The sequence below is a fragment of the Cytobacillus sp. T106 genome (assembly GCF_040492155.1).
Taxonomy (GTDB): domain Bacteria; phylum Bacillota; class Bacilli; order Bacillales; family Cytobacillaceae; genus Bacillus_AB; species Bacillus_AB infantis.
Map to the genome: position 1 here is coordinate 1 of NZ_JBEUMK010000021.1, position 25,008 is coordinate 25,008.

At 46.2% G+C, this 25,008-nt stretch carries 20 protein-coding genes and 4 tRNA genes; all 24 read right to left on the reverse strand.

What is annotated here, in order from left to right; genetic code table 11:
* Window positions 1-6: 6 nt before the first annotated feature.
* On the reverse strand, window positions 7-1,254 hold the full coding sequence (locus ABU165_RS22880) for a TerD family protein (protein WP_094767801.1): 1,248 nt from the start codon (window positions 1,252-1,254) through the stop codon (window positions 7-9).
* A 99-nt stretch (window positions 1,255-1,353) separates the two neighbouring features.
* The gene (locus ABU165_RS22885; RefSeq protein WP_318061027.1) at window positions 1,354-1,638 is read right to left on the reverse strand and encodes a hypothetical protein; all 285 of its coding nucleotides are present in this window, start codon (window positions 1,636-1,638) and stop codon (window positions 1,354-1,356) included.
* Between the two features lie 264 nt (window positions 1,639-1,902).
* Window positions 1,903-3,153, reverse strand: a complete 1,251-nt coding sequence (locus ABU165_RS22890) for a DUF2254 domain-containing protein (RefSeq protein WP_318061028.1) — start codon at window positions 3,151-3,153, stop codon at window positions 1,903-1,905.
* A gap of 182 nt (window positions 3,154-3,335) precedes the next feature.
* On the reverse strand, window positions 3,336-4,571 hold the full coding sequence (locus ABU165_RS22895; protein ID WP_009794691.1) for an L-lactate MFS transporter: 1,236 nt from the start codon (window positions 4,569-4,571) through the stop codon (window positions 3,336-3,338).
* Window positions 4,572-4,699: 128 nt separating this feature from the next.
* A complete protein-coding gene (locus ABU165_RS22900) occupies window positions 4,700-5,428 on the reverse strand; it encodes a LytR/AlgR family response regulator transcription factor (RefSeq protein WP_009794692.1) in 729 nt (242 codons plus the stop codon).
* Window positions 5,425-7,092, reverse strand: a complete 1,668-nt coding sequence (locus ABU165_RS22905) for a sensor histidine kinase (protein ID WP_224948541.1) — start codon at window positions 7,090-7,092, stop codon at window positions 5,425-5,427. The genes ABU165_RS22900 and ABU165_RS22905 overlap by 4 nt, the downstream gene beginning before the upstream one ends.
* A 509-nt stretch (window positions 7,093-7,601) precedes the next feature.
* Window positions 7,602-8,081, reverse strand: a complete 480-nt coding sequence (gene rlmH / locus ABU165_RS22910; protein ID WP_318061029.1) for a 23S rRNA (pseudouridine(1915)-N(3))-methyltransferase RlmH — start codon at window positions 8,079-8,081, stop codon at window positions 7,602-7,604.
* 101 nt (window positions 8,082-8,182) lie between these two features.
* Window positions 8,183-8,341 carry a CxxH/CxxC protein gene (locus tag ABU165_RS22915; RefSeq protein WP_009794696.1) on the reverse strand — a complete coding sequence of 53 codons (159 nt, stop codon included), beginning with the start codon at window positions 8,339-8,341 and terminating at the stop codon, window positions 8,183-8,185.
* A gap of 148 nt (window positions 8,342-8,489) precedes the next feature.
* Window positions 8,490-9,716 carry a S1C family serine protease gene (locus ABU165_RS22920; RefSeq protein WP_009794697.1) on the reverse strand — a complete coding sequence of 409 codons (1,227 nt, stop codon included), beginning with the start codon at window positions 9,714-9,716 and terminating at the stop codon, window positions 8,490-8,492.
* A 251-nt stretch (window positions 9,717-9,967) separates the two neighbouring features.
* Window positions 9,968-10,762, reverse strand: coding sequence for an MBL fold metallo-hydrolase (locus ABU165_RS22925; protein ID WP_009794699.1), 795 nt, complete (start codon window positions 10,760-10,762; stop codon window positions 9,968-9,970).
* A gap of 4 nt (window positions 10,763-10,766) precedes the next feature.
* Window positions 10,767-11,612 (reverse strand): two-component system regulatory protein YycI, encoded by an 846-nt coding sequence (locus tag ABU165_RS22930; protein ID WP_101548499.1) that lies wholly within the window; start codon window positions 11,610-11,612, stop codon window positions 10,767-10,769.
* Entirely contained in the window at window positions 11,593-12,918 is a 1,326-nt protein-coding gene (locus ABU165_RS22935; RefSeq protein WP_022544623.1) for a YycH family regulatory protein, read from the reverse strand. The genes ABU165_RS22930 and ABU165_RS22935 overlap by 20 nt, the downstream gene beginning before the upstream one ends.
* Window positions 12,915-14,744, reverse strand: coding sequence for a cell wall metabolism sensor histidine kinase WalK (walK, locus tag ABU165_RS22940; protein WP_009794702.1), 1,830 nt, complete (start codon window positions 14,742-14,744; stop codon window positions 12,915-12,917). The genes ABU165_RS22935 and walK overlap by 4 nt, the downstream gene beginning before the upstream one ends.
* Before the next feature lie 9 nt (window positions 14,745-14,753).
* Window positions 14,754-15,464, reverse strand: coding sequence for a response regulator YycF (yycF, locus tag ABU165_RS22945; RefSeq protein WP_009794703.1), 711 nt, complete (start codon window positions 15,462-15,464; stop codon window positions 14,754-14,756).
* Window positions 15,465-15,711: 247 nt separating this feature from the next.
* Entirely contained in the window at window positions 15,712-17,190 is a 1,479-nt protein-coding gene (locus ABU165_RS22950; RefSeq protein WP_318061030.1) for a peptidoglycan DD-metalloendopeptidase family protein, read from the reverse strand.
* A 336-nt stretch (window positions 17,191-17,526) separates the two neighbouring features.
* A tRNA-Phe gene (locus tag ABU165_RS22955) sits at window positions 17,527-17,599 on the reverse strand.
* A 182-nt stretch (window positions 17,600-17,781) separates the two neighbouring features.
* Window positions 17,782-17,857: transfer RNA gene (locus tag ABU165_RS22960), tRNA-Asp, on the reverse strand.
* Between the two features lie 108 nt (window positions 17,858-17,965).
* Window positions 17,966-18,037: transfer RNA gene (locus tag ABU165_RS22965), tRNA-Glu, on the reverse strand.
* 12 nt (window positions 18,038-18,049) lie between these two features.
* Window positions 18,050-18,125, reverse strand: a tRNA-Lys gene (locus ABU165_RS22970).
* Between the two features lie 174 nt (window positions 18,126-18,299).
* A complete protein-coding gene (locus ABU165_RS22975) occupies window positions 18,300-20,837 on the reverse strand; it encodes an ABC transporter permease (protein WP_318061031.1) in 2,538 nt (845 codons plus the stop codon).
* The gene (locus tag ABU165_RS22980) at window positions 20,834-21,517 is read right to left on the reverse strand and encodes an ABC transporter ATP-binding protein (RefSeq protein ID WP_009794707.1); all 684 of its coding nucleotides are present in this window, start codon (window positions 21,515-21,517) and stop codon (window positions 20,834-20,836) included. Before ABU165_RS22980 ends, ABU165_RS22975 begins: the two co-directional genes overlap by 4 nt.
* A gap of 86 nt (window positions 21,518-21,603) precedes the next feature.
* Window positions 21,604-22,611 carry a sensor histidine kinase gene (locus ABU165_RS22985; RefSeq protein ID WP_318061032.1) on the reverse strand — a complete coding sequence of 336 codons (1,008 nt, stop codon included), beginning with the start codon at window positions 22,609-22,611 and terminating at the stop codon, window positions 21,604-21,606.
* 1 nt (window position 22,612) lies between these two features.
* Window positions 22,613-23,290, reverse strand: coding sequence for a response regulator transcription factor (locus ABU165_RS22990; protein WP_022544624.1), 678 nt, complete (start codon window positions 23,288-23,290; stop codon window positions 22,613-22,615).
* A 333-nt stretch (window positions 23,291-23,623) separates the two neighbouring features.
* On the reverse strand, window positions 23,624-24,916 hold the full coding sequence (locus ABU165_RS22995) for an adenylosuccinate synthase (protein WP_009791711.1): 1,293 nt from the start codon (window positions 24,914-24,916) through the stop codon (window positions 23,624-23,626).
* Between the last annotated feature and the right edge of the window lie 92 nt (window positions 24,917-25,008).

Consider the following 25,008-nt stretch of genomic DNA (forward strand, 5'->3'; position numbering starts at 1 on the left):
TTTCCCCTACTTATAATCATTAATCGGCCCCTGATCCATCAAAACCTCTACCATATTCGAAGCTCCCATTACTAGTCTGGGTCTATACTCAGAGTTGGGTGCACTATAAAGCTCTAATGGGCTTATAATCACTCCATCGTCGGTATTATGGAGTATTCCGGGCACACAGGTATAGATCGTGTCATTATTATTCGCATTCTTGGAGGAAATGGTAACAGAAGTTCCGCTATGGTTATCAATACTCATGGATACCTTGTATCTGTAGAATGACCCTGTTCCATTTGACTGAGCTGAATATACAACAGGCACCACTGCCAGAATATCATTGGTCAGCCTCAATTTAATGACTTCTTTCTTTGTGGATCCGCTGAATCTTCCCACATCCCCCATATGCTCTACTGCTCCATTGCCAAACCTCTTGAGTGGCGGTGTCCCCTGGGCCCCGAACATGGCTACATCTATCTGCCTGCCATTCTTTGTATAAACCAGAGCATAGATATCATAGTCCGTCCCTGTCTTCCAGGAGACTGTCGCCGTAATTTCAGGTGTTTTCTCAATTAACACCGGCTTCTGGCCTTTATCGAGATTTATTTTCCCTTTTGCTTTTTCAAGGCTTATCGGCGGCAGAGTATTTAAGCTGCTTTTCTTTTCAGGGACTGATTGTGTTTTAGCAGGTTCTTTTAAAGCTTGTTTTTCAACAGCTTGAGGTGCAGGAGGCTGTTTTTGCTCCTCAGCTTCAACCTCAACACCGTAAAGTTTACATAAACCTTCAAGGCCTGAATCGAATCCCCGCCACACTGATTTTGCCTTTGTCTGGCCGTTTCTTACATACAATTCCAGTACTACTATTCCATTTTCATTTTTAAAAACAGATGGGACAAATTGAATCAATTCCCCGCCCGCACTGATCTCCGCCTTTAAATTCCTCACATTGGAAAAGCCGGTATGATTATCCTCGGTTAGCGTGATGGCTATTTTAGCAATCCCTGCAGGCAGTTTACTCATATCAAACTCAAGTTTATGTACCTTTGTCTGACCCACATTCACAGACGGGATAAGAGCAGCGGCTCCAGACATACTTTTCGGCTGATTATAAAAAATGATCCCGCTGTCTCCCTGCACCTTGCCTGAATCAGTCAGCAGGAAAGCGGTTAAGGAAATATCTATCATATTGGACATTTCGTAGCTGACAGTTACAGTTCCTTTTGGGGAACTCAAAACTGCATTTGCTCCCATCTGAAGCAATGAATTCATATAAACCAACCCTTCTCATAAATGCATTGATGATGTTTTTGCAAGTCGAAATCAAGCAGCCTTGTGGACTAGTAATCTGGTAATTACAGCAATAGGTAATTATTTTTTCTTTTTCAGCTCTAGAAGTGTAGGTGCTATATTCAGCAAAATAGAAATAATCGTCAAAACCCACAACGCCTTTTCCATAGTAGGTACAACATCCATTAAAGCCGGCCAATCTTCACCGTTCACCCAATTAGATACAGCGCTGTATTCTGCACAGAGTGTCAAAGCAGTAAGTGATAATCCCATTGCCATCGCAAATTTATAATCTTTGCCTGTCATATACATATAAAGATTTATAAAGGTTGCTGCTATGGCAGCAATTCCTAGTATAAACCACATTGATTTTACCTCCATCCTATTTTAGAAGAACATGTATCATTATCTTTCTGTTAAAATCTGCCTCTGAGTTGCAAAAGCTCTTCATCTATTCTAGCAAATAAATTCTTTTTTTTCAGAAAAATTCACATCATGCCAACCAAGAGGTCTTGCTGCAACAAAAACAGGGACACCAATCCATTTGCGGATTGTGTCCCCGTAAACTTTATTATTTAACGTTTTTTTCCAAGTTTCGTAACAGGCAGCCGAGAAACCTGCCTTCCCCCATCATTCTTCAACCAGGCAGACTTTAAACAATTCATCCTTCTCGGTTTTGGTGAGTGCAGCCGTTTCTACTTGTTCTTTCAAATAATCTGCGAACTTATCAAGGGTTTTGCGTATTGCCGGGCCGCAGCCTGAGCCTATTTCTTCAAGCGCCTTAAAGATCGCCTGCATGACTGAAAAATCATCTTTCGCGTAGTGGCTGATCTGCCTGAAGGAAGTATTCAAAAGATCTTCAAATGGCCGATGCGGAATGATAACCTTAGTTCTTCCTTCATCATCAGAGATCGCTTTAACCTCCCCGTTTAAATGGCTGGCTGCAGACAGGCAGACACTTAAATAATTGATGCACTGGATGGCTGTATTGGGATCATTGATTCCCGGTGATACCGCCCTCAAGGCCACCTCAGCAATTTTTTGCAGGCCAAATTCCACATCACTATAAGTGGTCCGCTCTATCCCTACGATAACAGCATCCTCAAGGCCTTCCGGTATTTCTTCCTGATTGTGGACACAAAGCAGATCATGTTTTTCCGTAACAAAATGGCCGATTGGCTTGAGAACCTCAATGATGCTTCCCTGTTCAGCGGCATGCTCCATCAGCATGCCTTCATCAATATACTGAATATAGCCAAACCTTCTGGCCTTTACAGCCTTTGCTTCAATGACAACCGACGGCCGGACCTGCAGCAGGGATACACGGTCATCCTGCTCATACCTTTCTTTTTCCTTCTTAATCACATCCAATGCATCGTCAGCAAGCCTCTCAATCAGCTTGCCGACCTGAATGGATGTGGCGACATGGTAGATGAAATAGGCAAAAAATGCGAGGCATATGAACGCAATGATTATGCCAATAGAAGCCGATGCCACCGTATTACCAAAGGATTCTCTTATAAACAGCAGTGTAAATATAGAATAAACAAATCCGCCAATAAAGACTCCCAGCACCCTCATAGTCACCGGATCATGAATAAAGTTCTCCAGCGTCCTCGGCGAAAATTGGGAAGAATATGTAGTTAACACAACCATGGTGGTAGAAAAGGTAATGGTCGTCATGGTCAATAACGAACCGGCAATGGTCCCAAGAATTGTTTTACCCAAATCCAGCCCCACAAGAAAGATCTCTGGATAAAATTCGTTCAAATAATAATCAACATATACCACACCGATCGCAAGAATCAATGCGACGAGCGTATACACAGCCGGAATGAACCATGTACCTTCTTTAATTTTAAATAAGAACTGCTTAAACAATCCCCTTCCCCTTTCTTTACGCTTTTTAATTGTTTTTGCCCTAAAATTGTTTTTGTGAAACAAAGAGAGCCAAGGGGTCAGGTCCCTTGGCTCTTCTTTTCAAATAAAAGGTGCCTGACCCTTCAGTAGGTTAACACTTTACCGTACTGGGGGCCAGGCACCGACTTAGGCACTATTTCATATTATCCAACTCTCGTATGAGGCTCCAACTTCATCTTCCCCTTACGTTCCTTACGCTTCTTGCCCTCACCAGGCGGCTTAATGGTCAGTGCAATCACAAGTGAGACGATACACAATGCTGCGATAACCGTAAACGTTGCCTGGAACCCACCAAGTACAGCGGCTACCAGAGAGCCCGCTAAAGCCCCGATTCCAAATCCCTGGTAGATCACGCCATAGTTCTTGCTTTGGTTCTTCAGTCCAAAGAAGTCTGCCACGATGGCTGGGAATACAGTGATGTTTCCGCCAAAGCAGAAGGCAATGGCTGCTACACAGGCGAAGAAGATCGGGAAGTTCAATGGAACAAAGCTTAAGACTGTGACTGCAATGGCAGTGACCAGCAGCGTTCCGCAAATAACTTCCATCCGGCCGACTTTATCTGACAGTGCACCCAGAACGATTCGGCCTGTTGTATTAAAGATGGCTACCAATGCGACTGCGTTTGCCGCTGTAGCTGCATCCAGCCCGGCTAAGCTGACTCCGATGTCCTTGACAATCCCGACCAGGTATAACCCGCTCATACATGCTGTGAAGAAGATCACAAACAGCAGATATGCCTGCTTCGTTTTCAGCATTTCTTTGACTGTATAATCCTTTTGCTTTGATGCCGCTTTCATAGAGCTGTCTGCTGTTTCTTTTGCTTCTTTTAGTAAAAACGAGCCGCCAACGACCATTACCAGGACGATTGCTCCCCATACGAGGAAGGCTGTTGAGACACCGAATGATGAGATAAAACTGGCGTTCACATATTTAAAAATCAGGCTGCCTGTCCCAAATGCACCAACAGAAATCCCTGAGATCAAGCCTTTTTTCTCTGGGAACCATTTGATCAAATTGCTTAGTGTTGTAATATAAGCCGTACCATCTGCGAAGCCAACGATCACTCCGGCAACGGCGTACAGCATCCATAATGAGGATACCTGTGAGCTGAGGATTAACCCAGCACCAAGCAATATCCCGGCCGCGGCCACCAAACGGCGAAGGCCCCATCTATCCTGCAGCTTCCCTGAGAACAGGGTCGCAAATGCTAAAGCAAAGCTTGTAATAGAAAAAGTAATGCTGGTTGCGCTTAATTCCCAGCCGAATTTATCGACTAGAGGCTGATTGAAAAGGCTCCACGTATAAATGGTGCCCAAACCCATCTGGACGATAATGGTGCCAATGATGATAAGAAGTCGATTTGCCTTTCGTTCGTTCATGTCGAATCTCCTCTTTCTAAGCGGTTTCATAATCTCAAGCAATTGTGTTTATACTTGAATTCTACCGCTGAAAATAGGAATTAAATCGCTTTCAGAACGAAATGCCTGATATTCGGAATGAGTGGTATTTACAAATGCATAATCTGCCGGAACGCTTTCGACTTGCTTCTGCTGACCGGTATTTCCGCCTTCACACCCTTCAGTTTCAATACATATGTATTATTGAACCATGGCACAATCTCATGGATCTTGGACAGATTCACACTATAGGAACGGTGGCATCTAAAAAAGAGATCCTGAGGCAGGCTGTCATGAAATTCGCTAATTGACACAGGCATCGTGTACTCTTCCGACTCTGTGTAAACCAGGGTGATTTTTTCACTAGCCTCAGCGTAATAAATATCATTTACCTCCGTCACGATGATATTTTCATTTTTCCTCAGATTAATCCGGCGATTGCGGTCCTGGGGAATCTCTTCCTGCGTCTGCTTTCCCTTCTGAAAGGCTGCTTCCAGCTTGGAAAGCATAGCGGCAATCCTTTTTTCCTCATAAGGCTTTAAAATATAATCAAAAGCCTCCAGTTCAAAGGCCTGTGCCGCATGCTCCTTATAAGCTGTTGTGAAAATGATATACGGCTTCTTAGCAAACTTGCTGATGCTTCCTGCCAGCAGCATCCCATCCAATGAAGGGATATTGATGTCCAGGAAGATGGCATCGACTTCTTCCTCCTGAAGGAACTTCAGCACATCCAGCCCGTCCTCAAACGAAGCCACAATCTCGATTTTGCTATGCGTCTCTATTAAATATTCCAGCTCTTCCTTTGCCGGAATTTCATCTTCTACTATGATCGCTCTCATGATGGCTCCTTACCTATGTCAAAATAAACTTCCGTGCCCGGATTCAGCCTGTGAATCACCAGATCAGTCCCGTAAATCAGCTTCACCCGCTGATGCACATTGAAAAGGCCAATCTGCTTGGAGGAAACCTCCCCTTTGTGCAGGCGATCAATCACTTCCTGGTCGATTCCTTTTCCTGTATCCCTGACACTTACTCTAATTTTATCTTGGAATTCTTTAATGGAAATCGTCACGCTGCCAGGCCCTTTTTGTTTTAATATGCCATGGACCACGGCATTTTCCACTAAAGGCTGGATCAGCAGGCTTGGCAGTTTTAAATGAAGATCGTCTATATCATAAACAACCTGAAGACGTTCACCAAACCTTGCTTTTTCTATTTTAATATAATTTCTCACCTGCTCAAGCGCCGTTTGAACTTCAATCAGTTCTTCGCCAACTTCCAAATTATAGCGCATATACCCAGATAGACTGATGATCAGTTCCCTTGCTTTTTCCGGGTCACGCCTTGTCGTTGAGGCAATTGCATTAAGGGCATTGAACAAGAAGTGAGGATTGATTTTTGACTGCAAGGCCCTTATCTCAGCTTTATTGGCTTCTTCCTTAATCTGCTCCACTCTCGAAACTTCCATCAAAGTAGAGATGATCTGCGCCAGTCCAATCGCCATCGTCTGCAGTGTATTTGTGATAGTATAGGCTCTCCGGTAATAAATTTTCAATGTCCCTGTTATAATGCCCTGCTCTGATAGAGGAATAATCAGCAGGCAGTGGATCTGCGGTGTATGATGATCGGCAATATTGTTCCTGATGGTAATCTGCCCATTGCGGATCGTTTCTTTCGTCAGATCACTGATGATTTCCTGTCCAATCTTATACTTCTCTTCCCCATATCCGACATAGGCAAGAACATCCTTTGTATCCGTAATCGCAACGGCATCTGCCTTGATATCATCTTTAATGATCCTGCAAATCGTCCGAAGCGATTCTCCGTTAATCGAGCGGAAATATGGCAGAGTCTTATTAGCGATATTAAGGGCCAGCTGGGACTGCTGGGCGGCAATCCGCTCTTTCTCCCCTTCCACACTCGCAATCATCAGGATGATCAGTCCAATGCTGACCTGTCCCAAAATCATCGGAATCCCTATCTTCGATACAATCGCGACACCCAATTCAAAGGAATCAGCCATTGCTAAAATAAGAATCATCGTCAGGGTCTCGCAGAACATCCCGGCGATAATCCCATAAATCCATCGCCTGCTTTTTTTCATATAAACATGGATATAGCCAGCAGTGAACCCTGCCAGAATACTGGTGATCAGGCACGGAACAGAGGTCACCCCGCCAATATCGATCAAATAGCGGTGCACCCCGGAAACAATCCCTGTTACTATGCCAACCCACGGCCCAAACAGGATTCCTCCGGAGACAATAGCAATCGTCCGGATATTAATAATTGACCCTTCCACTTCAATTCCCGAATAGGTCCCAAAAAGGGCAAACACACAGAAAATCCCCGTCAGCAGCGAAAGCTCTACCGGGGAATGATGGTCCCTCTGCAAAATCTCTTTAAACTTCGGCACCCTCGCCATGAAAAACAACGTAATCAGCAAAAGTGCAGCCCGCTCGATTAACCGAATGAGCATTTCTAACTCAGATGAAGCATACATAATGGTGTGGCCTCCTTGGTGCAAAAGTACTTATAAATAAATTCATGAAATAGATGAGTTATTTTGTATTCTTATCATTATTGGCTGGAAAGTTGAGGATAATGCTATTTTAGGGGAAGAAAAAACACAAAGCTATGATTTGGCTTTGTGAGGTGCCTGACTCCCGGCACGTTAATACTTTACCTAGCTGGCTTCTTTTAATTGATGGATCCTACATAAGAAAAATAAGCGGGGATTTTCCGGCTAAATACAGAATGGAATTCATTTTTAGGTAAATAAGAGGAGATTTTCCGGTTATGCAAAGCAAATTATTACAATTTCACATTTTTCAAGTTAATAAGCGGAATTTCTCCGTCTATTTGCGCTGATTTTTATCAATTTTACTAATTAAGCGGAATTCTTCCGTCTATTAATCAGTCAGTCTTCTTAATCTTATCCCCTACAGGATAACCTTTTCTATTTTTATCCCAGCCTCTCCTCATCAGGAGAGGCATTTTGTTAAATCTCAACTACTTATGATAAGGCTCCCCCCGATTGATCCTAAACGCCCGATAAACCTGCTCCAGCAAAACCAGCTTCATCAGCTGATGCGGAAATGTCATCTTCGAAAATGACAGCTTCTCATCTGACCGCTGCAAAACCTCCTGGCTCAAGCCAAGTGATCCTCCAATAACAAAGGCAATTTTGCTTTTTCCGTATGTAGCCAATTTATCAATCGTATCAGCAAGCTCCTCAGATGATTTCATCTTCCCTTCAATAGCCAGGGCGATGACATGGGCATCGGGATGAATTTTGGCGAGGATTCTTTCGCCTTCTTTTTGCTTGACCTGAATCATTTCAATGTCGCTCAGTTCTTCGGGGGCTTTTTCGTCAGGGACTTCGATGATATCCATTTTGGCGTAGGCGGACAGGCGCTTGAGGTATTCGTCGATGCCCTGTTTCAGGTACTTTTCTTTTAGCTTTCCAACGGTGATGATTGAGATATTCACTATTCACAACCCTTTACAATTTAATTACAAACAGCTTACAAACAAGATATCCACAAAAGTTATCCACATATCCACATTTTATATCCACATCTTGTATGGAATCACTTGTTCGCCACCATATATACTGCCTTATTTCGACAATATTCACAGGTTGTTGATAACTGGCTGTCTTCGATTTTATTCATAACCGGGAACGTTTCATACTCGTCCACCACGGTGTCAATGGCTATATCAATGTGTTCTTCGCAGCTGTAAATCATTTTGGCACTCCTATCAGTTTTTCTTTTTATTATAAGAATTGTGGATAAATTTCATTCTTCTATTTGTCGAAATACTTATCCACATCCCATCGTAACACCAAAAGAAAAAGCAGGAAAGCCTCTTGGCCTTCCTGTTAGTTTCTTCTCTTTAGATAGTTTCGCCTGACAGCTTCAAGGTTGTTTCCTGTGCCTTTCCGCCGCGGTAAAATTTCACTTTCATCTGATCTCCGACCTGCTTGTTATTATACAGATGCTTCCTGAGATCGATGACATCATTGATCTGTTCGCCGTCCATTTCGACGATAACGTCAAATTCCTGCAATCCTGCCTGGTCGGCCGGTGAGTTAGGAGACACACGGATGACTGCAACACCGTTTGTCACATCCTCAGGCAGCTTCAGGGCTTCCTGCTGATAGTAGGCAGGTATTTCATTAACAGAGCGCAGCTCAACACCCATATACGGCCTTTTCACTTCCCCGAACTGTTCCAGGTCGCTGATGACCGGCTGGGCCGAGTTGATTGGAATCGATAAGCCGATTCCTTCAACCGTATCCTGGGCAATCTTCATCGAGTTGATGCCGATCACCTGACCATTGATATTGATGAGGGCACCGCCGCTGTTCCCCGGATTGATGGCAGCATCAGTCTGCAGGACTTCTGCCTGCCAGTCTACTGTCCCGTCCTGGTTGATGTCAACCGGAATGGCACGCTCAAGGCCTGAAACGATTCCCTGGGTAACAGAACCTGAGAAGGTTGGTCCAAGCGGATTTCCAATGGCAATGACCGGTTCGCCGATTTTCAAAGCATCTGAATCGCCGAATTCAGCAACTTTATCGATTTTTTCCCCTTCGACCTCCAATACGGCAAGGTCGGTCCAAATATCGCTGCCGCGCAGCTTGGCCGGGATTTTCGTTCCATCTGCAAGTGTCACTTCAATCCTTGAAGCTCCCTCTACCACGTGATGGTTCGTCACGACATAGGCTTTGCCGCCTTCTTTTTTATAAATGACGCCTGAGCCGGTTCCAGCTGTCTGGCCGTCCCCTTCTTCTGCGCCTGACCACATGCTCGCATTCTGGATGTTATCGATGCCGACAACCGCATCGCCGGCTTTATCGACTGCTTTCGTTATATCTGATTCAACATTGAGCGAAACATTTCGGGTGGTGACATTATTATTGCTTCCGCCTGTATTAGCCTGTCCTGCATCCTCGTTCGCTGAGTATGGGAGCACATCGTAGTCAATCAGCTTAGGGACAGCGACAATGACCAGTATGGCGCCAAGGATGATGCCGATCAGGCTGGCCAAGAAATAGCCGCCCTTATTTCCTTTTTGCTTTTTATAGCGGTTCTGATAATCCTGATCATAATAACCCAAGTTTGACCAATCCTTTCTCACAAAGCTGCTAAGAATTATTCTTCCTTCTATCCAATATTATACTCGCCGGGCCGGGAATTTCTAAGAAAAACAAACTGCCTGAAGGAATCTTACGATTTTGTTCATAATTTTTATCAGATGCTGATCAAAAGTGAGGCTGTGGTGATATCCAAGACTTAAAAAAAAGCACAAAAAAAGAATGGCATCATGCTCGTACCATTCTTTTTTCCTATTTATTCCGCCGGTAAACCTTAAACCGCTGTCAGCGGAGTCGGAGCCTTCGGGTCAGTGTCATACAGGCTGAACTGTTCCCCGACTAGGATTCCGCGCGATTCCAGCGTCTGGCTGACAGACATGCGCGCCAGATCTTTTATATTGTTATCCTGGCTTAAGTGGGCCAGGTAAATGCTCTTTGTATTGTCGCCGGCCACCTCGCTCATCGCAAGCGCCGCATCTTCATTGGACACGTGCCCAAAGTCGCCGAGAATCCTTCGTTTGATATTCCATGGATAGCGCCCCATCCGGAGCATCTGGACATCATGATTGCTTTCGAATACAAACGCGTCGGCATTCTTGATGATTCCCTTCATCCGGTCGCTCACATAACCTGTGTCCGTGATGAGGGCAAGCTTCTTGCCTTCATGATGGAAAATATAGAACATCGGCTCAGCCGCATCATGGGATACACCGAAAGATTCAATATCAAGCGAGCCGAAGCTTTTCACGGTTTCCATATCAAAGGTGAATTTCTGGTCGAGCGGCACTTCCCCGATCAGGCCGTTCATCGCCTGCCACGTCTTTTCATTCGCGTAGACGGGAAGGCCGTATTTGCGGGCAACGATGCCAACGCCTTTGATATGATCGCTGTGCTCATGGGTGACCAATATTCCGGACAGATTGCCGAGGCTGCGGTCGATCTGCTTGATCAGCGCCTCCATCTGCTTGCCGCTCAGGCCTGCATCCACGATAAAGGACTGTCCGTCCGCTTCAACATAAATCGCATTTCCCGTACTCCCACTGGCGAGAACACTAAAATGCAAAGACATATTATCACTCCACTATTTCAGTTTTTTCTTCCGAATCTTCTCCCAGGTCTTTCTTCTCGCTGTCGAGACTGAGGACCTGGCCTTTAAAGGCATTGACGAACAAGTTCTCCTTGCCGTCCACGACAACTCTCCAGGCAGGGCTCAGCACCCAGGTGGAAGAGTCATCCTGGATATTGGAATAATATCCTTGTTCCACGTCTGTAATCTTGCTGCCTTCTTTTAAACTTTGATTCCTATAAAGGTTTTCAATCGCCTCTGTCGGATCAATCAGCTTCTTTTTATCGCCCTTCAGATACTGTACTTTTTCAAACAGCGTCTGTCTGTAGGTAACAATTTCCTGGTCGGCATTCAAGTAAAAGGTGAGCTCCCCATTTACATTCTTGTAGAGGAATTTTCCTTCGAACTTCTGATAATAGGTAATCTTATTGCTGTCATCGCTTTTTTCCCAGAAACCGTATTTATCGCCTTCATAGATGTTTTGCCTGACGAACTTATCAAGTTCCGCCTGATTGAAGTCCTTGCCGACCTTAAATGGCTTATTTAATGTCGAGTTCAGGGCATTTTCCTCAAGGGTGGAGATATCCTGGTCCTTCAGGATCGTTTCCTTCAGCTCTTCCAGGTTCTCTTCTGCAAAATTCTTCGAAACCGCGGTCAGGTTGCCGTCCCGCACTTCACCTTTTGGTATGTCAGCTTCAAACTTGATATTGGCACTCTTGAAGCTGTTCTCCAGCTTGTCCTGCGGAAGCGCCTGGCTGCCGTTCATGCGAAGCTGGGAGTATTCATAGACCAGGTAGATATCCAGGATGAGGAAGGTCAGGATAAAGATCGTTTTAATTCTGCTCCAATCCATAATCGTTCCCTCCCGGTTCAAATGTGCTGATCTGCTGCCACTTGCCTTCGTATTTATAAAACCAGGAAGGCTCAAGCTGGATCAGCTCCGTTTTTGATTTCTTATCAAGCTGATAGCCGAGCGTGATATCCTCAAGCTTTCCGGCTTCAAAATCCTCTTTCTTCTGCAGATAGTCGAGGATCTCCGGGCCTGATCTCAGCGTAACATCAGCAGAACTTATCAGGTTTGCCAGTTTGAAATTGTTCCGGAAATAGGCAAGGATTTCACTGCCGCCCCAGCGGAGCTGGATCTCCGACAGATTCAGATCCTCGCTGAACACCGGGTAATTATTGCGGTAGATCCGGAAAAACACCTGGTGTTTATTCTCATCCATCCGGACATAGCGGTAATTATCAGTCCAGCCGCCATGGGCATTCACATAATTGATGCTTTTCTTCAGCAGATTGTCAGGACTGAGGCTTTCATTATCCTCAGGAGTAGGATTCTTGAATTCAACCTTATTCTGGTCGATCCTCAGCAGGCTGGATTCATTTGTGAATTCCTCCCCGGTCCCAAGATAGCTTTTCTGGACAGAATCCAGATCGTCGAATAATGCTTCCTTAAATCTTTCAGATTCATACTCTTCCGATAAAAAGCTGTATCTCGGCATCTCCACTTTGTTTTCCGGTATGAAAATCAATTTCTTCCCGGTATCAAAAGGAGCATAGCGGGCAAAAGCAGGATTGGTTGAAGCACTCGCCAGCCGGTAGAACCTGGTGTTAAAATTTTGGATATTCGAAAGCCCAACACCCGTTTTGTACACCCTTCCTCTTTCCGTATCGACAAAGTAGACGATTCCGCTTTTTTGTCCAGTTTGCATGTCTATGACCATCTTATTGAAGTAAATATTCTCCAGCCGTCTGTCCTTAATCTGCAGGATCTCTTTATAAAGATTCATCGGCGTGATTCCCGGGTATATGATTTCAGCATGGCCTGCTTCCTGCACAAAGAGGTCTATATTCCCGACTTCGTCTGTTATATCCGAAAAATCATCAAAGTTCCATTTTTTAATTTCAGTAAGAAGCTTTTCTGTTTCCTCGGCGGAAAGGGTGCCAAGATGCTGGCTGTCTTCATAATGGAACAGGGCCATATTCGGCTCGATGAGGTCCCCGACATCTTTCTTTGCCTCCAGCTCGACTTCCTGAACGGTATTTTCCTCGCCAAGCTGTTCGGAAGTAGGCTGATAGGTCCAGAGGCTCCATGTCAGCAGAATGCTCCCTGACACAAGAACTGCCAATATTATTGATTTAATATCTTCATAGGTCATTCCCAATCATCCTCATCAGAACGAACGAAAGGAAGCGTAAAGGAAATGGTCGTGCCTTTTCCTTCTGTACTTTCTGCCCATATCTTGCCGTCATGGGCTTCCACAACCTCTTTGGCAATGGCAAGCCCGAGGCCGGTGCCGCCAAGCTTTCTCGTTCTAGCTTTATCCACTCTGTAAAACCGTTCGAATACTTTATCCAGATTGTCCTTCGGAATCCCGACGCCCTGGTCGGAAATCCTGATAAGCAGCTGCTCCTCCTGCTCGACGATGTTAAAAGAGACCTGTCCGCCTTCAGGTGAGTATTTCAGCGCATTCGAAATGATATTATCAACAACCTGTGTAAGCTTGTCCTCATCAATTTCCACAAATGCCGCATGCTCCGGCAGATTGCGCTGGAAGGTCACATTCTGCTCTTTTGAAAAATCGAACCGGTCGATGATCCGGTTAAAGAAGTCGACAAAATTGACCCATTCCTTCTTCATACGGTAATCCTTGCTGTCCAGCTTTGAAAGCTGAAGAAGGTCATTGACCATCCGGATCATCCGCTCTGTTTCTGTCCTTGTCACATTAAGGAATTGGGGGGCAATATCTTCATCATGCATAGCCCCTTCCGCCAGCGCTTCAAGATAGCTCCTCATCGTCGTCAGCGGTGTCCGCAATTCATGGGATACATTCGCCACAAACTCCCGGCGCTCCAAATCAATTTTTTCCTGTTCCGTAATATCATGCAATACAGTAATAAGTCCATTAACAAAGCCTGTCTCTTTTTGAATAACAGAAAAATTGGCGCGGAGCACATATGGAGTTGTCTCTGTACTATAATCCAGGATGACGGACTCCCTTTCAGCAAGCAGCTCTTCAAACGTATAATCTTCCTCAAGGCCGAGCAGATTCACAATCGGGCTCGACAGCACTGTTTCACGTGGAACATTCAGCATTTTTGCAGCCGGTTCATTGATCAGGATAACCCGTCCCCGCCTGTCGGTCGCAATTACGCCGTCGGTCATATAGGAAAGGACTGAAGACAGCTTGCGGCGCTCCCCTTCTGTAGTAGCCTGGGCTTCCTGCAGCTTCTTCGTCAGACTGTTGAATGTGATGGCCAGCTGCCCGATCTCATCATAGCCATACACTTTAACTTTGCGGGAGAAATTCCCTTTTGCCATTGCCAATGCCTGCCGCCTCATATCAGACAGCGGCCGCGTGATCGTCTGTGCGAGCAGGATGCCGAGCAAGGCAGTGATTGCAAGAGCAATGATGATGCCTGATGCAAAAATGCTGTTGATCTGGTTCTTCTGTTCAAAGACATTTTCGATATCTGCCTTTACATATACCACACCGACGACTTCTTCATTGGCCGATTTCACCGGCGAAGCAAGGACCCAGACCCTGCGGTTCCCAAGGCTCTGATCTGTATACTCATCACTTTTGGGGGCCCGTGTGGCCAGGGCTGAAGTCGTGAGTGCATCTACAGCCTTCTGATTTACATACCCATCTTTATTGGAACCAAGGACTTTCTGTGTTTCACCGTCAATGACCCGGAGCTCAATAATATCCTTGGAAGTATAGTCACGCAGAATACGCTGGACCTCTTCTTCCTTTGTCGGCAGGTCCTCGCCGGCAGGCCGTTCCTTGGTAATGATTTCTTCCAAATAGACTGATAGCAGGTCGACTCTTTCCTCGATCGCTGTCTGGAAATTGCTTCGCAGCGTCTTCTCAAGCTGGCCGACAAAATACACTCCGATGATCTGCATAGCAATGATGATCAGCAGCACATAAATTAAAACAAACTTCAGATGGATCGAACGGAAAAAACCGACTTTTTTCATGATGGCTCTTTACTCCTGTTCCGGATTCCTCAAATAATAGCCTACTCCCCTTCTTGTTACAATCCAGGTCGGGTGGCTCGGGTTGTCTTCAATCTTTTCGCGCAGGCGCCTTACCGTAACGTCGACGGTACGGACATCCCCATAATAATCATAGCCCCATACGGTCTGAAGCAGATGCTCACGTGTCATGACCTGTCCGATATGCTTGGCCAGGTAGTGCAGCAGTTCAAACTCCCGATGTGTCAGCTCGATTGTCTCACCGCGTTTGGAAACCACATAGGCATCCGGGTGGATGACAAGGGAACCGATCGCAATCTCATTCGTTTCTTCCTCTTCCCCGGCTTTTGCAGCAATCTGCTGGTGCCTTCTCAAGTTCGCCTTCACACGGGCGATAAGCTCCCGGTTCGAAAACGGCTTTGTCACATAATCGTCAGCGCCAAGCTCAAGGCCGAGAACCTTATCAATTTCTGAATCCTTGGCCGTCAGCATGATAATCGGCATTTCATACTTCTTCCGCACCTCGCGGCATACCTCCATGCCATCGCGCTGCGGCAGCATGATATCAAGCAGGATCAGATCAGGCTTGACCTCCTCCACCTTCTCGAGCGCCTCATTGCCGTCATAAGCGCAATGCACCTCATAGCCTTCCTTTTTCAAATTGAACTGCAGTATATCCGCAATCGGCTTTTCATCGTCTACAACCAATATCTTCTTATCCATACCCATTCTCCTTTAAGAAGCAGATTATCTATCATATATCTATTATTTTTCATTGCTCATCAAAACATAAGTTCTCTATTTTACTTTACCATGTTATGCGCCGGAATTCATCTAATAGCGATGAACGGGTTGTTCCTAGGTTATGCAATTTTTGGAAGATGCCGATCCGTCTCCCTTTCAAGTGCCTGCCCCTGCTGCTTCCCTGCCTATAGAAAAAGTCTCTAGCATCCACACTAGAGACTTCCTCCTATCGGTTCACGTACTTCAATGGATCCTGCAAGCTTCCGTTCTTATACACTTCAAAATGAAGGTGCACGCCGGTAGAATCGCCAGTTGAGCCCATCATGCCGATCTTTGTTCCTTTAGGGACAGTCTGCCCAATCTTCACATCGATTGAATCGAGGTGGGCATATAGCGTCCTGTATCCATTCTGGTGGTCGATGATGACTTTTTTTCCATAGCCGTCACCAGTCATTCCGGCTGACACGACTTTACCGTTGTCTGCTGCGCTGATCGTCCGGCTGCTCGGCCGTGCGATATCAATTCCTTTATGCATTTTGCCCCAGCGGTAGCCAAGCTTGCTGGAAATATACCCGCCGTCCGCTGGCCAGGCAAAGCTGCCGTCGCCGCGGGATGGAATGACCTTCGTACCCTTGATGACAATCTCTTTCACAGGCTCTTCAAGCACTTTTTCTGAAATAGCCGCCTTTTGGACAGGCACGCCATTTTGTTCAGTGATTTTGTAGGTGATGCCTTTAACGCCATCCTTGCCTTCCTGCTTCACCTTCGTATCGCCCTTGAACATACTGCTGTCTTCAATGACCTCTTTTTCAAATGCGATTTTTTCCTTCTTATATATCTCTTTCTCAATAACCGCGTGGATCATCGGCTCCAGGACTGTCACGTTGACTTCCTGGCCCACCTTAACGATGCTGTCTTCCTTCATCCCGGGATTGAGAGCAAGAAGCTTATTAAGATCCAAATCATGCTTAGCGGCAATCTTGCCGAGCACATCGCCTTCCTGGACTGTATATTTCTTTTCTTCCAATGTTCCTTTATTTAAAAGCTTTAATGCCTCTTCCTCTGACAGGATCAGCTTTGGATCAGCCTTCATTTCCTCTGCCTTCACTTCTTCAGACATGGCGGCCCTTGTCAGCCGCTCTTCATTTTTCTCAAGCGGCGGAAGGGTTTCTTTGCTCTCTTCAGCTTGTTTATACGCTTCTAATCCATCCAGCTCTTTCTCGCTGGCATATTGAAGTTTGAATTTCTCAAGAACAGCTTCTGCTTCTTCCATCGTTTCCAGATAAACGGCTGTCTCTCCATCAATTACAATTCCTGCTGCCTCTGTGCTGACGCCGACTTCCGCCACTTCCTCCAGCACCTGGCTTTCTTCTGTCTTGATATTTGTATTGAACACCTGCTCAGGGATGTAACTGATATCAGCCCCTGCAGACAATTCATAGTCATAAGATTCCTGGGCTTTCTCCACCTGCTGAGCGACTTTGGATTGAATACTCTCCTTATCAAGGACCGTACCGGCGTAGTTCCCGTCAATATATACATAATAGACCGTTGTCAGCTGCTCACTGTCTGCAGCGGCAGGATGTGTGCCTCCTGCGGCCAAAACCGCTGCTGCTGTCAATGCAATTGCCGACTTCCTGCCTTTATTCACTTTGGCTTTCATAGCACCTGATAATGCTGTTAACCTATTTCCCCAGTTCTTCATTGTAAAATGGATCCCCCTAGACTTCGGAAACAAACAAATCTATATTCATAGTTCTATGTATCTACCATTGTTCGTTTTGTACTATTTTGACGCCACTATAATGTACCATAAAACAAGCTGGGGCCTGGACTTGTCTCAGCATTGTAATAAAATTGTATAAAATCTTACATTTTATTACAAAAAAATCTTTTTTCGCAGATAGGCATAAATCCCTATACTTCCAAGCTTTCTGCCCGCTATTTGTCTTATCTCTGCCATAAAAGGGTGTGGGGTATATTACAAAACCGTAACAAAAAAGAAGAGAGAGCATACAAGGTATACTCTCTCTTCACGGGATGGCTCAGGACGGAATCGAACCGCCGACACAAGGATTTTCAGTCCTTTGCTCTACCGACTGAGCTACTGAGCCATAATAATATTTAATTCCTAAAATATGTATTGCTTAAGTCCTTTGCTCGGAAGGTTCTCGCGAACTTCCTCGCAGATTGCCGCAGAAGCTTTTCAGGGAAGGTAGCAATCTGCTCTACCGACTGAGCTACTGAGCCATATTAAGTTATTCTTCCAAACCACTTTAAAAAGAATCTATATAAATGGCGGTCCCGACGGGAATCGAACCCGCGATCTCCTGCGTGACAGGCAGGCATGTTAACCGCTACACCACGGGACCACTCTTAAAAAGGAAACTACTCTCTCAAATGAAACCACTAGATTATGTATATGGCAGTCAGCAAGGAAGCCGTCCTTGCCAGCTACTTGCCGACCAGCCAAATGCCGATGACCCCTACGGGATTCGAACCCGTGTTACCGCCGTGAAAGGGCGGTGTCTTAACCGCTTGACCAAGGGGCCATTGGAGTAAAATGGTGAGCCATGAAGGACTCGAACCTTCGACCCTCTGATTAAAAGTCAGATGCTCTACCGACTGAGCTAATGGCTCTCAATATGTTGTCTCTTGTGACGACGCTTTTTATAATATCATAGAATCTAAAACTATTGCAACTTATTTTTTAAAAAATATTTTGCAAGCTAGAATGCCGCCTCTATCTGTATACCATTCTCAGCTGAAAGCAAACATATGCCTCTCCTTTTTGCACTGGAGAGGCATATATTTTTAGATATTTTCCTGCTTCAGGCCATCAATAATGTTCTGCTTTTTCACCTTTTGAATCGAGTAAAGCATGGCGGCGCTCACGATGATGAAAATCGCAGCGATGGCGATCAGAACACTTATCCATGGTACGGCGAATGAGTATTGGAATGTATTCTCCAATGACCAATACATGAGCAGCATAACACCGAGTGAGATCGGAAGCCCGTACAGCAGGGCCTTGAGTCCATAAAAGATGCTTTCATAGTTGATCATTTTATTAAAGCCCTTCGGTGTCATCCCGATTGATCTCAGCATGGCGAACTCCCTGCCCCTGAGCGCAATGCTCGTTGAAATGGTGTTAAAGATATTCGCAATTGAAATGGCGGAAATCAGCGTGATGAAGCCGTAGGTGAAAACTGACATGAACGTTACCATCTGTTCATCCCGTTCACGGTTTTGATAGACATTCTGGATCATAAGATTTTCTGACTCGATCTGATCAAGCTGATCCTGCATTTCTTCAGGCTTTGAGCTGTCCAGGAACAAGGAATAAGAAGTCTCTGCACTATTCTGCTTCAGCTGTTCGAACTGCTTCTGAGGCATCAGGAGATGAACTTCATAATTGCCTAGCGGCAGGATGCCCATCGGCGCCTCTACAGCAGCAAAGCCGATTTCAAGGGATTGAAATGGACTGTTCTCCTCTGGGAGATACAGATCCAGCTTATCTCCAGGCTTTCCGTTGATTCCGCCAGTTTCAATCTTTTTCCCCGTCTGTACGTCTTCGTACACAAATTTATTAAGGATGATTACTTTATCCTGGAGCTCATTCACATCGGCTCCGATCTTATTAGCATATGTTTTAAAGCTCTTCTCATCTATTCCATGCAGCACGAGAGAATAAGGATATTTCCCACCCTGGAGCATATCTTCATAATATTCCTGCGCCTTCACTTCATCCGGCAGCTCTGACTCATTGATCCATGTTGAAAAATAGGCCTCCTCCATTAAGGAAGCATCACTCACATAATTTAGATTCATATAAGGTTCAAGGGCTGCCTGATCTTCAGAACTGTATATCTGTACATCATAGTTATAGTTCACCTGTGTCATCGTAATCGACTGCTTCAGGTTTGCAGTAAAATAGGAAACTGCCAGGAAAAGAACAATCGTGATAACCAGCGAGAACACTGTCACTTGATATCTTCTTTTATTCCGTTTCAGATTCTTCAAACCAATTTCTGCTTCAAGGCCGAAGATTTTCCTGACCAATCTGGACGTTTTTACCGCTTTGCCGGTCAGCTTCACATCCTGGCTCTGCCTGATGGCGTCGATGGCAGAGACCTTTGAAGCCTTCCTCGCCGGCATATAGGTGGAGATGAAAATCGTCAGAATCGAGATCAGGCAAGAAAGCAGGATGGACATGGGTGTCACGGTTAAGGTCAGTCCATCGTCTATCCCCAGGGTATCGCCAAAGGTCCGATTCATTACCAGAAAGGTTGCAAAGATGCCGCCGATTCCTGCCAGCAGTCCAAGCGGGATGGATATCACCCCGATTACCGCCCCTTCAAAGAAGACAGAATTCCGTTTTTGTGTTTTGGTCGCACCGACACTGGATAACATTCCGAGATGGCGGGCCCTCTCGGAGACGCTGATGGCAAATGAATTATAGATCAGGGATACCGAACCGATGATAATAATTAATATGATAATGGCTGCAAGAGAATAAAGCGTGATAGCCAGATTATCACTATCGGTCACCCCATAATAACGAAGCAGTTCGCTATTGAAGCTGACTTTAGTAATTCCATTTTTTTCGGCCAGCTCTTTGGCATGCTCGTAGAGCGACCGGTTCACCTTTTTCACCGTTACACCGATATCAGCTGCTCCGCCCTTAAAGGGATCCTGCTCCATATAGCTAACGATTGTGTAGCCGGGTGCGGAGTATGGCTCCCATTCCGGACGCTCCATCGTACCGACAATTGTAAAGATGCCTTCCTCTTTTTTGCTTAATGTTTCAATTACTTCTGTTTCATCGTACTGCAGATAATCCCCCTGGCCAAAAGAGCGGTCATCATTTGGGATATGCCGGTCCCCAATTTCAAGAGTGATTTCATCGCCTATTTGGTAATTCTGCTTTTCCACGATTTCTTTTGGAAAAAGGACTTCGTTCTCCTTTTTTGGAAGGCGCCCTTCACTCAATTCAACAGGGAAGTGCTCCATTCCCTCTGAATCGAATTCCTTGATAAAAAGATAAGGCCTATTTTTATTGGAGGGATTTTCAAGCGATGAATATCCCCTGTCCCTTGTGAAAAACAGCTTTTCCGTCTGCTCGTCCTTTCGTATCGCTTCCATCTGGCTTTCTGACACATCACGGTAGATGACATGCCAATCCCCGGAATTCTGGATAGCTTCCTGCTTCATCATCCCGAGGAAGGAGACAAACAGGGTGGAAACCGCCGAAACCATGGCGACTGAGATGATGACGCCGATAATCGTGACAAGTGTCCTTCTCCTGTTCTTTTTCAAATGCCGCAATGTCAGCTTGTTTATGATATTCATGGCCGGATGACCTCATTTTTCGCAACCTTACCGTCTTCAATGGAAATGACCCGGTCAGCCTGCATCGCGATCCGCTCATCATGGGTGATAACAATCAGTGTCTGCTTATAAGTTTTATTGAACATTTTTAAAAGCTCCATGATTTCACCGCTGTTTCGGCTGTCCAGGTTCCCGGTCGGCTCGTCAGCAAGCATGATGGCCGGACGGCTGATAAGGGCACGGCCGATGGACACGCGCTGCTGCTGCCCGCCGGACAGCTGGTTTGGAAGATGGGACAGGCGATTCTGCAGTCCAAGGATCCCGACAATTTCTTCAAGCTGCCCCCGGTCGACCTTCTGGCCGTCAAGCAGCATTGGGAGCGTGATATTTTCCTCAACACTCAAGATCGGGATCAGATTGTAAAATTGGTAAATCAGTCCGATCTGCCTTCTCCTGAAGATGGCGAGCTGTGTTTCATTCAGTTTGTAAATATCAGTGTTATCGACCAGCACACGGCCTCCTGTAGGGCGGTCCACCCCGCCGAGCATATGAAGGAGGGTCGATTTCCCGGATCCCGATGGGCCGATGATCGCGACAAATTCTCCTTTATTGACACTAAAAGATACGTCATCCAAAGCCTTTACAGCAGTATCTCCGCTTCCGTACACTTTAGACAGATTCTCAATTTTCAAGATTTCCATGCTAGAGCCTCCAATGATTTGATAGGTTCAGTATATCTGGCGAAAATGACTCTAGCGTGACTCTAAAGTGACAGTTTAGTCATCTGCTAAATGACCTGGTGGTAAAACTTCAGCGTAAATCTTGTTCCGACACCCTTTTTACTGGCCACTTCAATATCTCCGCCCTGCCTTTTCATGATCCCGTATGCCATGGCCAGCCCAATGCCAACGCTGTCTTCCGAGGCATTCTTGCCCCGGTAAAAGCGCTTGAAAATGTAGGGAAGATCTTCTTTTAGGATGCCCTTGCCATTATCCTCGATAATAATTTCGGTGAGGAGCGGATTTTGGCTGCAGCTGATGCTGATGCTGATACGCCCTTTTTCACTGGAATGTTCGATGCTGTTTTTAATGATATTGATCAATGCTTCCTTCGTCCAATTATGATCGCCGGTGAAGAAAACGCCCTCTGCCCCTCTGACCTGAAGCTCCTGTTCTTTGAGCTCGATGGGAATCAGAAGCGGCTCAACAGCCTCCTTGATCAGCTGCGGGACATTCACTCTTTCTGTTTTAAAAAGGGCAGTGCCAGCGTCAATTTTTGAAAGCTTCAAAAGGGAGGAAACCAGCCATTCGATTCTTTCCAGCTGCACCTGAATGCGGCGGGTAAACTCTTTTCGCTTATCATCCGCAAGCGACATATCACTCAGCAGGTCTGACATGACCATCATCGAGGTAAGCGGGGTCTTCAATTGATGTGATATATCTGAAATCGCATCTGTCAGCTTCGTTTTATCTTCCTGCAGGAGGGCGCCCTGCTCTGAGAGCCTGATGGTCACCTTATAGATCTCCGATTTCAGAATGCTGAGTTCGCCCTCATGATTATCCCGGACATCGAGCATATAATCTCCACTGCTGATCCTCCTTAGATAGCGTGAAAGCTTTTCAATCTCACGGTAGCGCCAGGAAGTGAAAATTAAAAAGGCAGCTAAAAGGAGGATAGAGGCCGTCCCTGCTGCCAGGGCTGCCTGCCAGGATAAAAGGGAGGATAGCAGCACACATAGAACTGCAAGGCCGATGCTTGTGAACAAAAAGGTCCTGAATTCTTTGTTCCGCAGCATCTCAGTCGCCTGCCTTATAGCCGAGACCGCGGACGGTCTTGATGATGGAAGGCTTTTGCGGATCGTCCTCGAGCTTTTCCCTTAGCCGCTTTATGTAGACGGTCAGTGTATTATCGTTCACAAAATCGCCGGCAACGTCCCAGATTTTATCGAGCAGCTGGCTCCTCGTCAGCACCTGCCCTTTATGGTTCGCAAAGATCAGGAGGAGGCGGTACTCCAGGGCCGTCAGCTGGATCTCTTCTCCATGCTTATAGACCTTCCCTTCGCCGGTATGAACCGTGATTGCCTGGAAGGTGACAGTCTGCCTGTCCTGCTTATCATAGCGGCGCAGCACCGACCTGATGCGCGACAGCAGCTCGCGGACCCGGAATGGCTTCGTGATATAATCATCAGCCCCCATATCCAGTCCCATCACGACATTCACTTCTTCATCCATTGCCGTGAGAAAAATGACAGGCAGATCGCTCTGCTTTTTCACAAGTGAGCACAAATCATACCCGCTTCCATCCGGCAGCCCCAGATCAAACAGGCAAAGATCAATCTCATCCAGCTTCGTCCTGATCAATTCCCGCGCCCCCGCAGCATCATGGCATACGAATGTACCATATTTCTCATTCTGCAAAGAATACTCCAGCCCCGCCGCTATCGTCCGATCATCCTCCACAACCAGAATGTTCATACTATCCCCCCTGACAAAATCTTCTTATGTATGCTAATCATAGGGGAAAATAGATTGGTTCGTCAAAATGTGGGTAGAGTGATAGCGTCCATATGTGGTCTGTTCATTTCCGTTCCAGGCACTTCGCTTTCCCCGGGGCGACGCTGAGCCTCCTCATCGCTCCGCGTCTGCGGGGTCTCAGCATTGCCGCTGCAGTCCCGCAGGAGTCTACGTGCCTTCCACTCCAATAAACAGAGGCTCCTGAAACTTTAAATTACTCTTAACAAAAAAGGCTGAATGTCCCCATCCTAGCCTTTCCATGAAAAAAAGCCCCCATAACGAGGGCTTCAACTATTAATTCTGGCGCCAAGGGCTCATGACAACATTTGTCTGTGAGCGGTCCGGACCGACAGAGAAGATGGACAATGGAATGCCTGTCAGCTGGGCAACTCTTTCGAGGTAGTGGCGGGCATTGGCCGGAAGCTCATCCAGCGACTTGCAGCCAGTGATGTCCTCAGTCCAGCCTGGGAGCTCTTCATACACAGGCTCACATTCAGCAAGCACCTTCAGGCTCGCCGGGAATTCTTCGATCACTTCGCCTTTATAGCGGTAAGCAACACAGATTTTCAGCGTTTCGATGCCTGTCAGAACATCAATAGAGTTCAGGGACAGATCAGTGATGCCGCTGACCCTGCGGGCGTGGCGGACAACAACACTGTCAAACCAGCCGACACGCCGTGCACGGCCCGTAGTTGTACCATACTCGCGGCCAACCTCGCGGATCCTATTGCCGATCTCATTATCAAGCTCAGTCGGGAACGGTCCGTCACCGACACGTGTTGTGTAGGCTTTGGATACGCCGACAACATGCTTGATTTTCGTGGGGCCGACTCCTGAACCGATCGTTACGCCGCCCGCAACCGGGTTGGAAGAAGTAACAAACGGGTATGTCCCCTGGTCGATATCGAGCATAACGCCCTGTGCTCCTTCAAACAGAACACGGCGGCCTTCATCAAGGGCATCGTTCAGCACAACAGACGTGTCGCACACATACTGCTTGATCTGCTGGCCATACTCATAATACTCTTCAAGAATATCCTCAAGCTTGAAGCCTTCTGTTTCATAGAAGCGCTCCAGCAGGCGGTTCTTTTCTTCAAGATTGCGCTGCAGCTTCTCTTCAAACACTTCACGGTCAAGAAGGTCGGCGATGCGGATGCCGTTCCGGGCAGCTTTATCCATGTACGCAGGCCCGATGCCCTTCTTTGTGGTGCCGATCTTGTTGGCGCCTTTTCTTTCCTCTTCCACTTCATCCAGCTTCAGGTGGTAAGGGAGAATCACATGCGCGCGGTTTGAGATGCGCAGATTGTCGGTTGTGATATTTCTTTCATGCAGATACGCAAGCTCCTTGAGCAGGGCTTTCGGATCTACAACCATGCCGTTTCCAATGACACAGTTTTTCTCTTTATAAAAAATTCCGGATGGAATCAAATGAAGCTTGTATGTCTCCCCGCCAAACTTGATGGTATGGCCGGCATTATTTCCTCCCTGGTAGCGGGCAATCACTTCAGCATTTTCTGAAAGGAAGTCTGTAATCTTTCCTTTTCCTTCATCTCCCCATTGAGTTCCAACTACAACGACTGATGACATTTATAAAGCACCTCCAAAGAGTGTAAATATGTATCCGTTCTTCAAACAACTCTAATTTTACCAAGGGAAAGCGATAAAAGTCAATGAAACAC

Coding starts and splice junctions, on each gene's coding strand:
- ABU165_RS22995 (WP_009791711.1), bottom strand. CDS start 24,916: ATGTCATCAGTCGTTGTAGTTGGAACTCAATGGGGAGATGAAGGAAAA.
- ABU165_RS22905 (WP_224948541.1), bottom strand. CDS start 7,092: ATGTATGCTTCATCTGAGTTAGAAATGCTCATTCGGTTAATCGAGCGG.
- ABU165_RS22900 (WP_009794692.1), bottom strand. CDS start 5,428: ATGAGAGCGATCATAGTAGAAGATGAAATTCCGGCAAAGGAAGAGCTG.
- ABU165_RS22985 (WP_318061032.1), bottom strand. CDS start 22,611: ATGCTGCGGAACAAAGAATTCAGGACCTTTTTGTTCACAAGCATCGGC.
- ABU165_RS22930 (WP_101548499.1), bottom strand. CDS start 11,612: ATGGATTGGAGCAGAATTAAAACGATCTTTATCCTGACCTTCCTCATC.
- yycF (WP_009794703.1), bottom strand. CDS start 15,464: ATGGATAAGAAGATATTGGTTGTAGACGATGAAAAGCCGATTGCGGAT.
- ABU165_RS22950 (WP_318061030.1), bottom strand. CDS start 17,190: ATGAAGAACTGGGGAAATAGGTTAACAGCATTATCAGGTGCTATGAAA.
- ABU165_RS22880 (WP_094767801.1), bottom strand. CDS start 1,254: ATGAATTCATTGCTTCAGATGGGAGCAAATGCAGTTTTGAGTTCCCCA.
- ABU165_RS22885 (WP_318061027.1), bottom strand. CDS start 1,638: ATGTGGTTTATACTAGGAATTGCTGCCATAGCAGCAACCTTTATAAAT.
- ABU165_RS22895 (WP_009794691.1), bottom strand. CDS start 4,571: ATGAACGAACGAAAGGCAAATCGACTTCTTATCATCATTGGCACCATT.
- ABU165_RS22980 (WP_009794707.1), bottom strand. CDS start 21,517: ATGGAAATCTTGAAAATTGAGAATCTGTCTAAAGTGTACGGAAGCGGA.
- ABU165_RS22925 (WP_009794699.1), bottom strand. CDS start 10,762: ATGTCTTTGCATTTTAGTGTTCTCGCCAGTGGGAGTACGGGAAATGCG.
- ABU165_RS22935 (WP_022544623.1), bottom strand. CDS start 12,918: ATGACCTATGAAGATATTAAATCAATAATATTGGCAGTTCTTGTGTCA.
- ABU165_RS22915 (WP_009794696.1), bottom strand. CDS start 8,341: ATGATTTACAGCTGCGAAGAACACATTGATATAGCCATTGACACCGTG.
- ABU165_RS22990 (WP_022544624.1), bottom strand. CDS start 23,290: ATGAACATTCTGGTTGTGGAGGATGATCGGACGATAGCGGCGGGGCTG.
- walK (WP_009794702.1), bottom strand. CDS start 14,744: ATGAAAAAAGTCGGTTTTTTCCGTTCGATCCATCTGAAGTTTGTTTTA.
- ABU165_RS22975 (WP_318061031.1), bottom strand. CDS start 20,837: ATGAATATCATAAACAAGCTGACATTGCGGCATTTGAAAAAGAACAGG.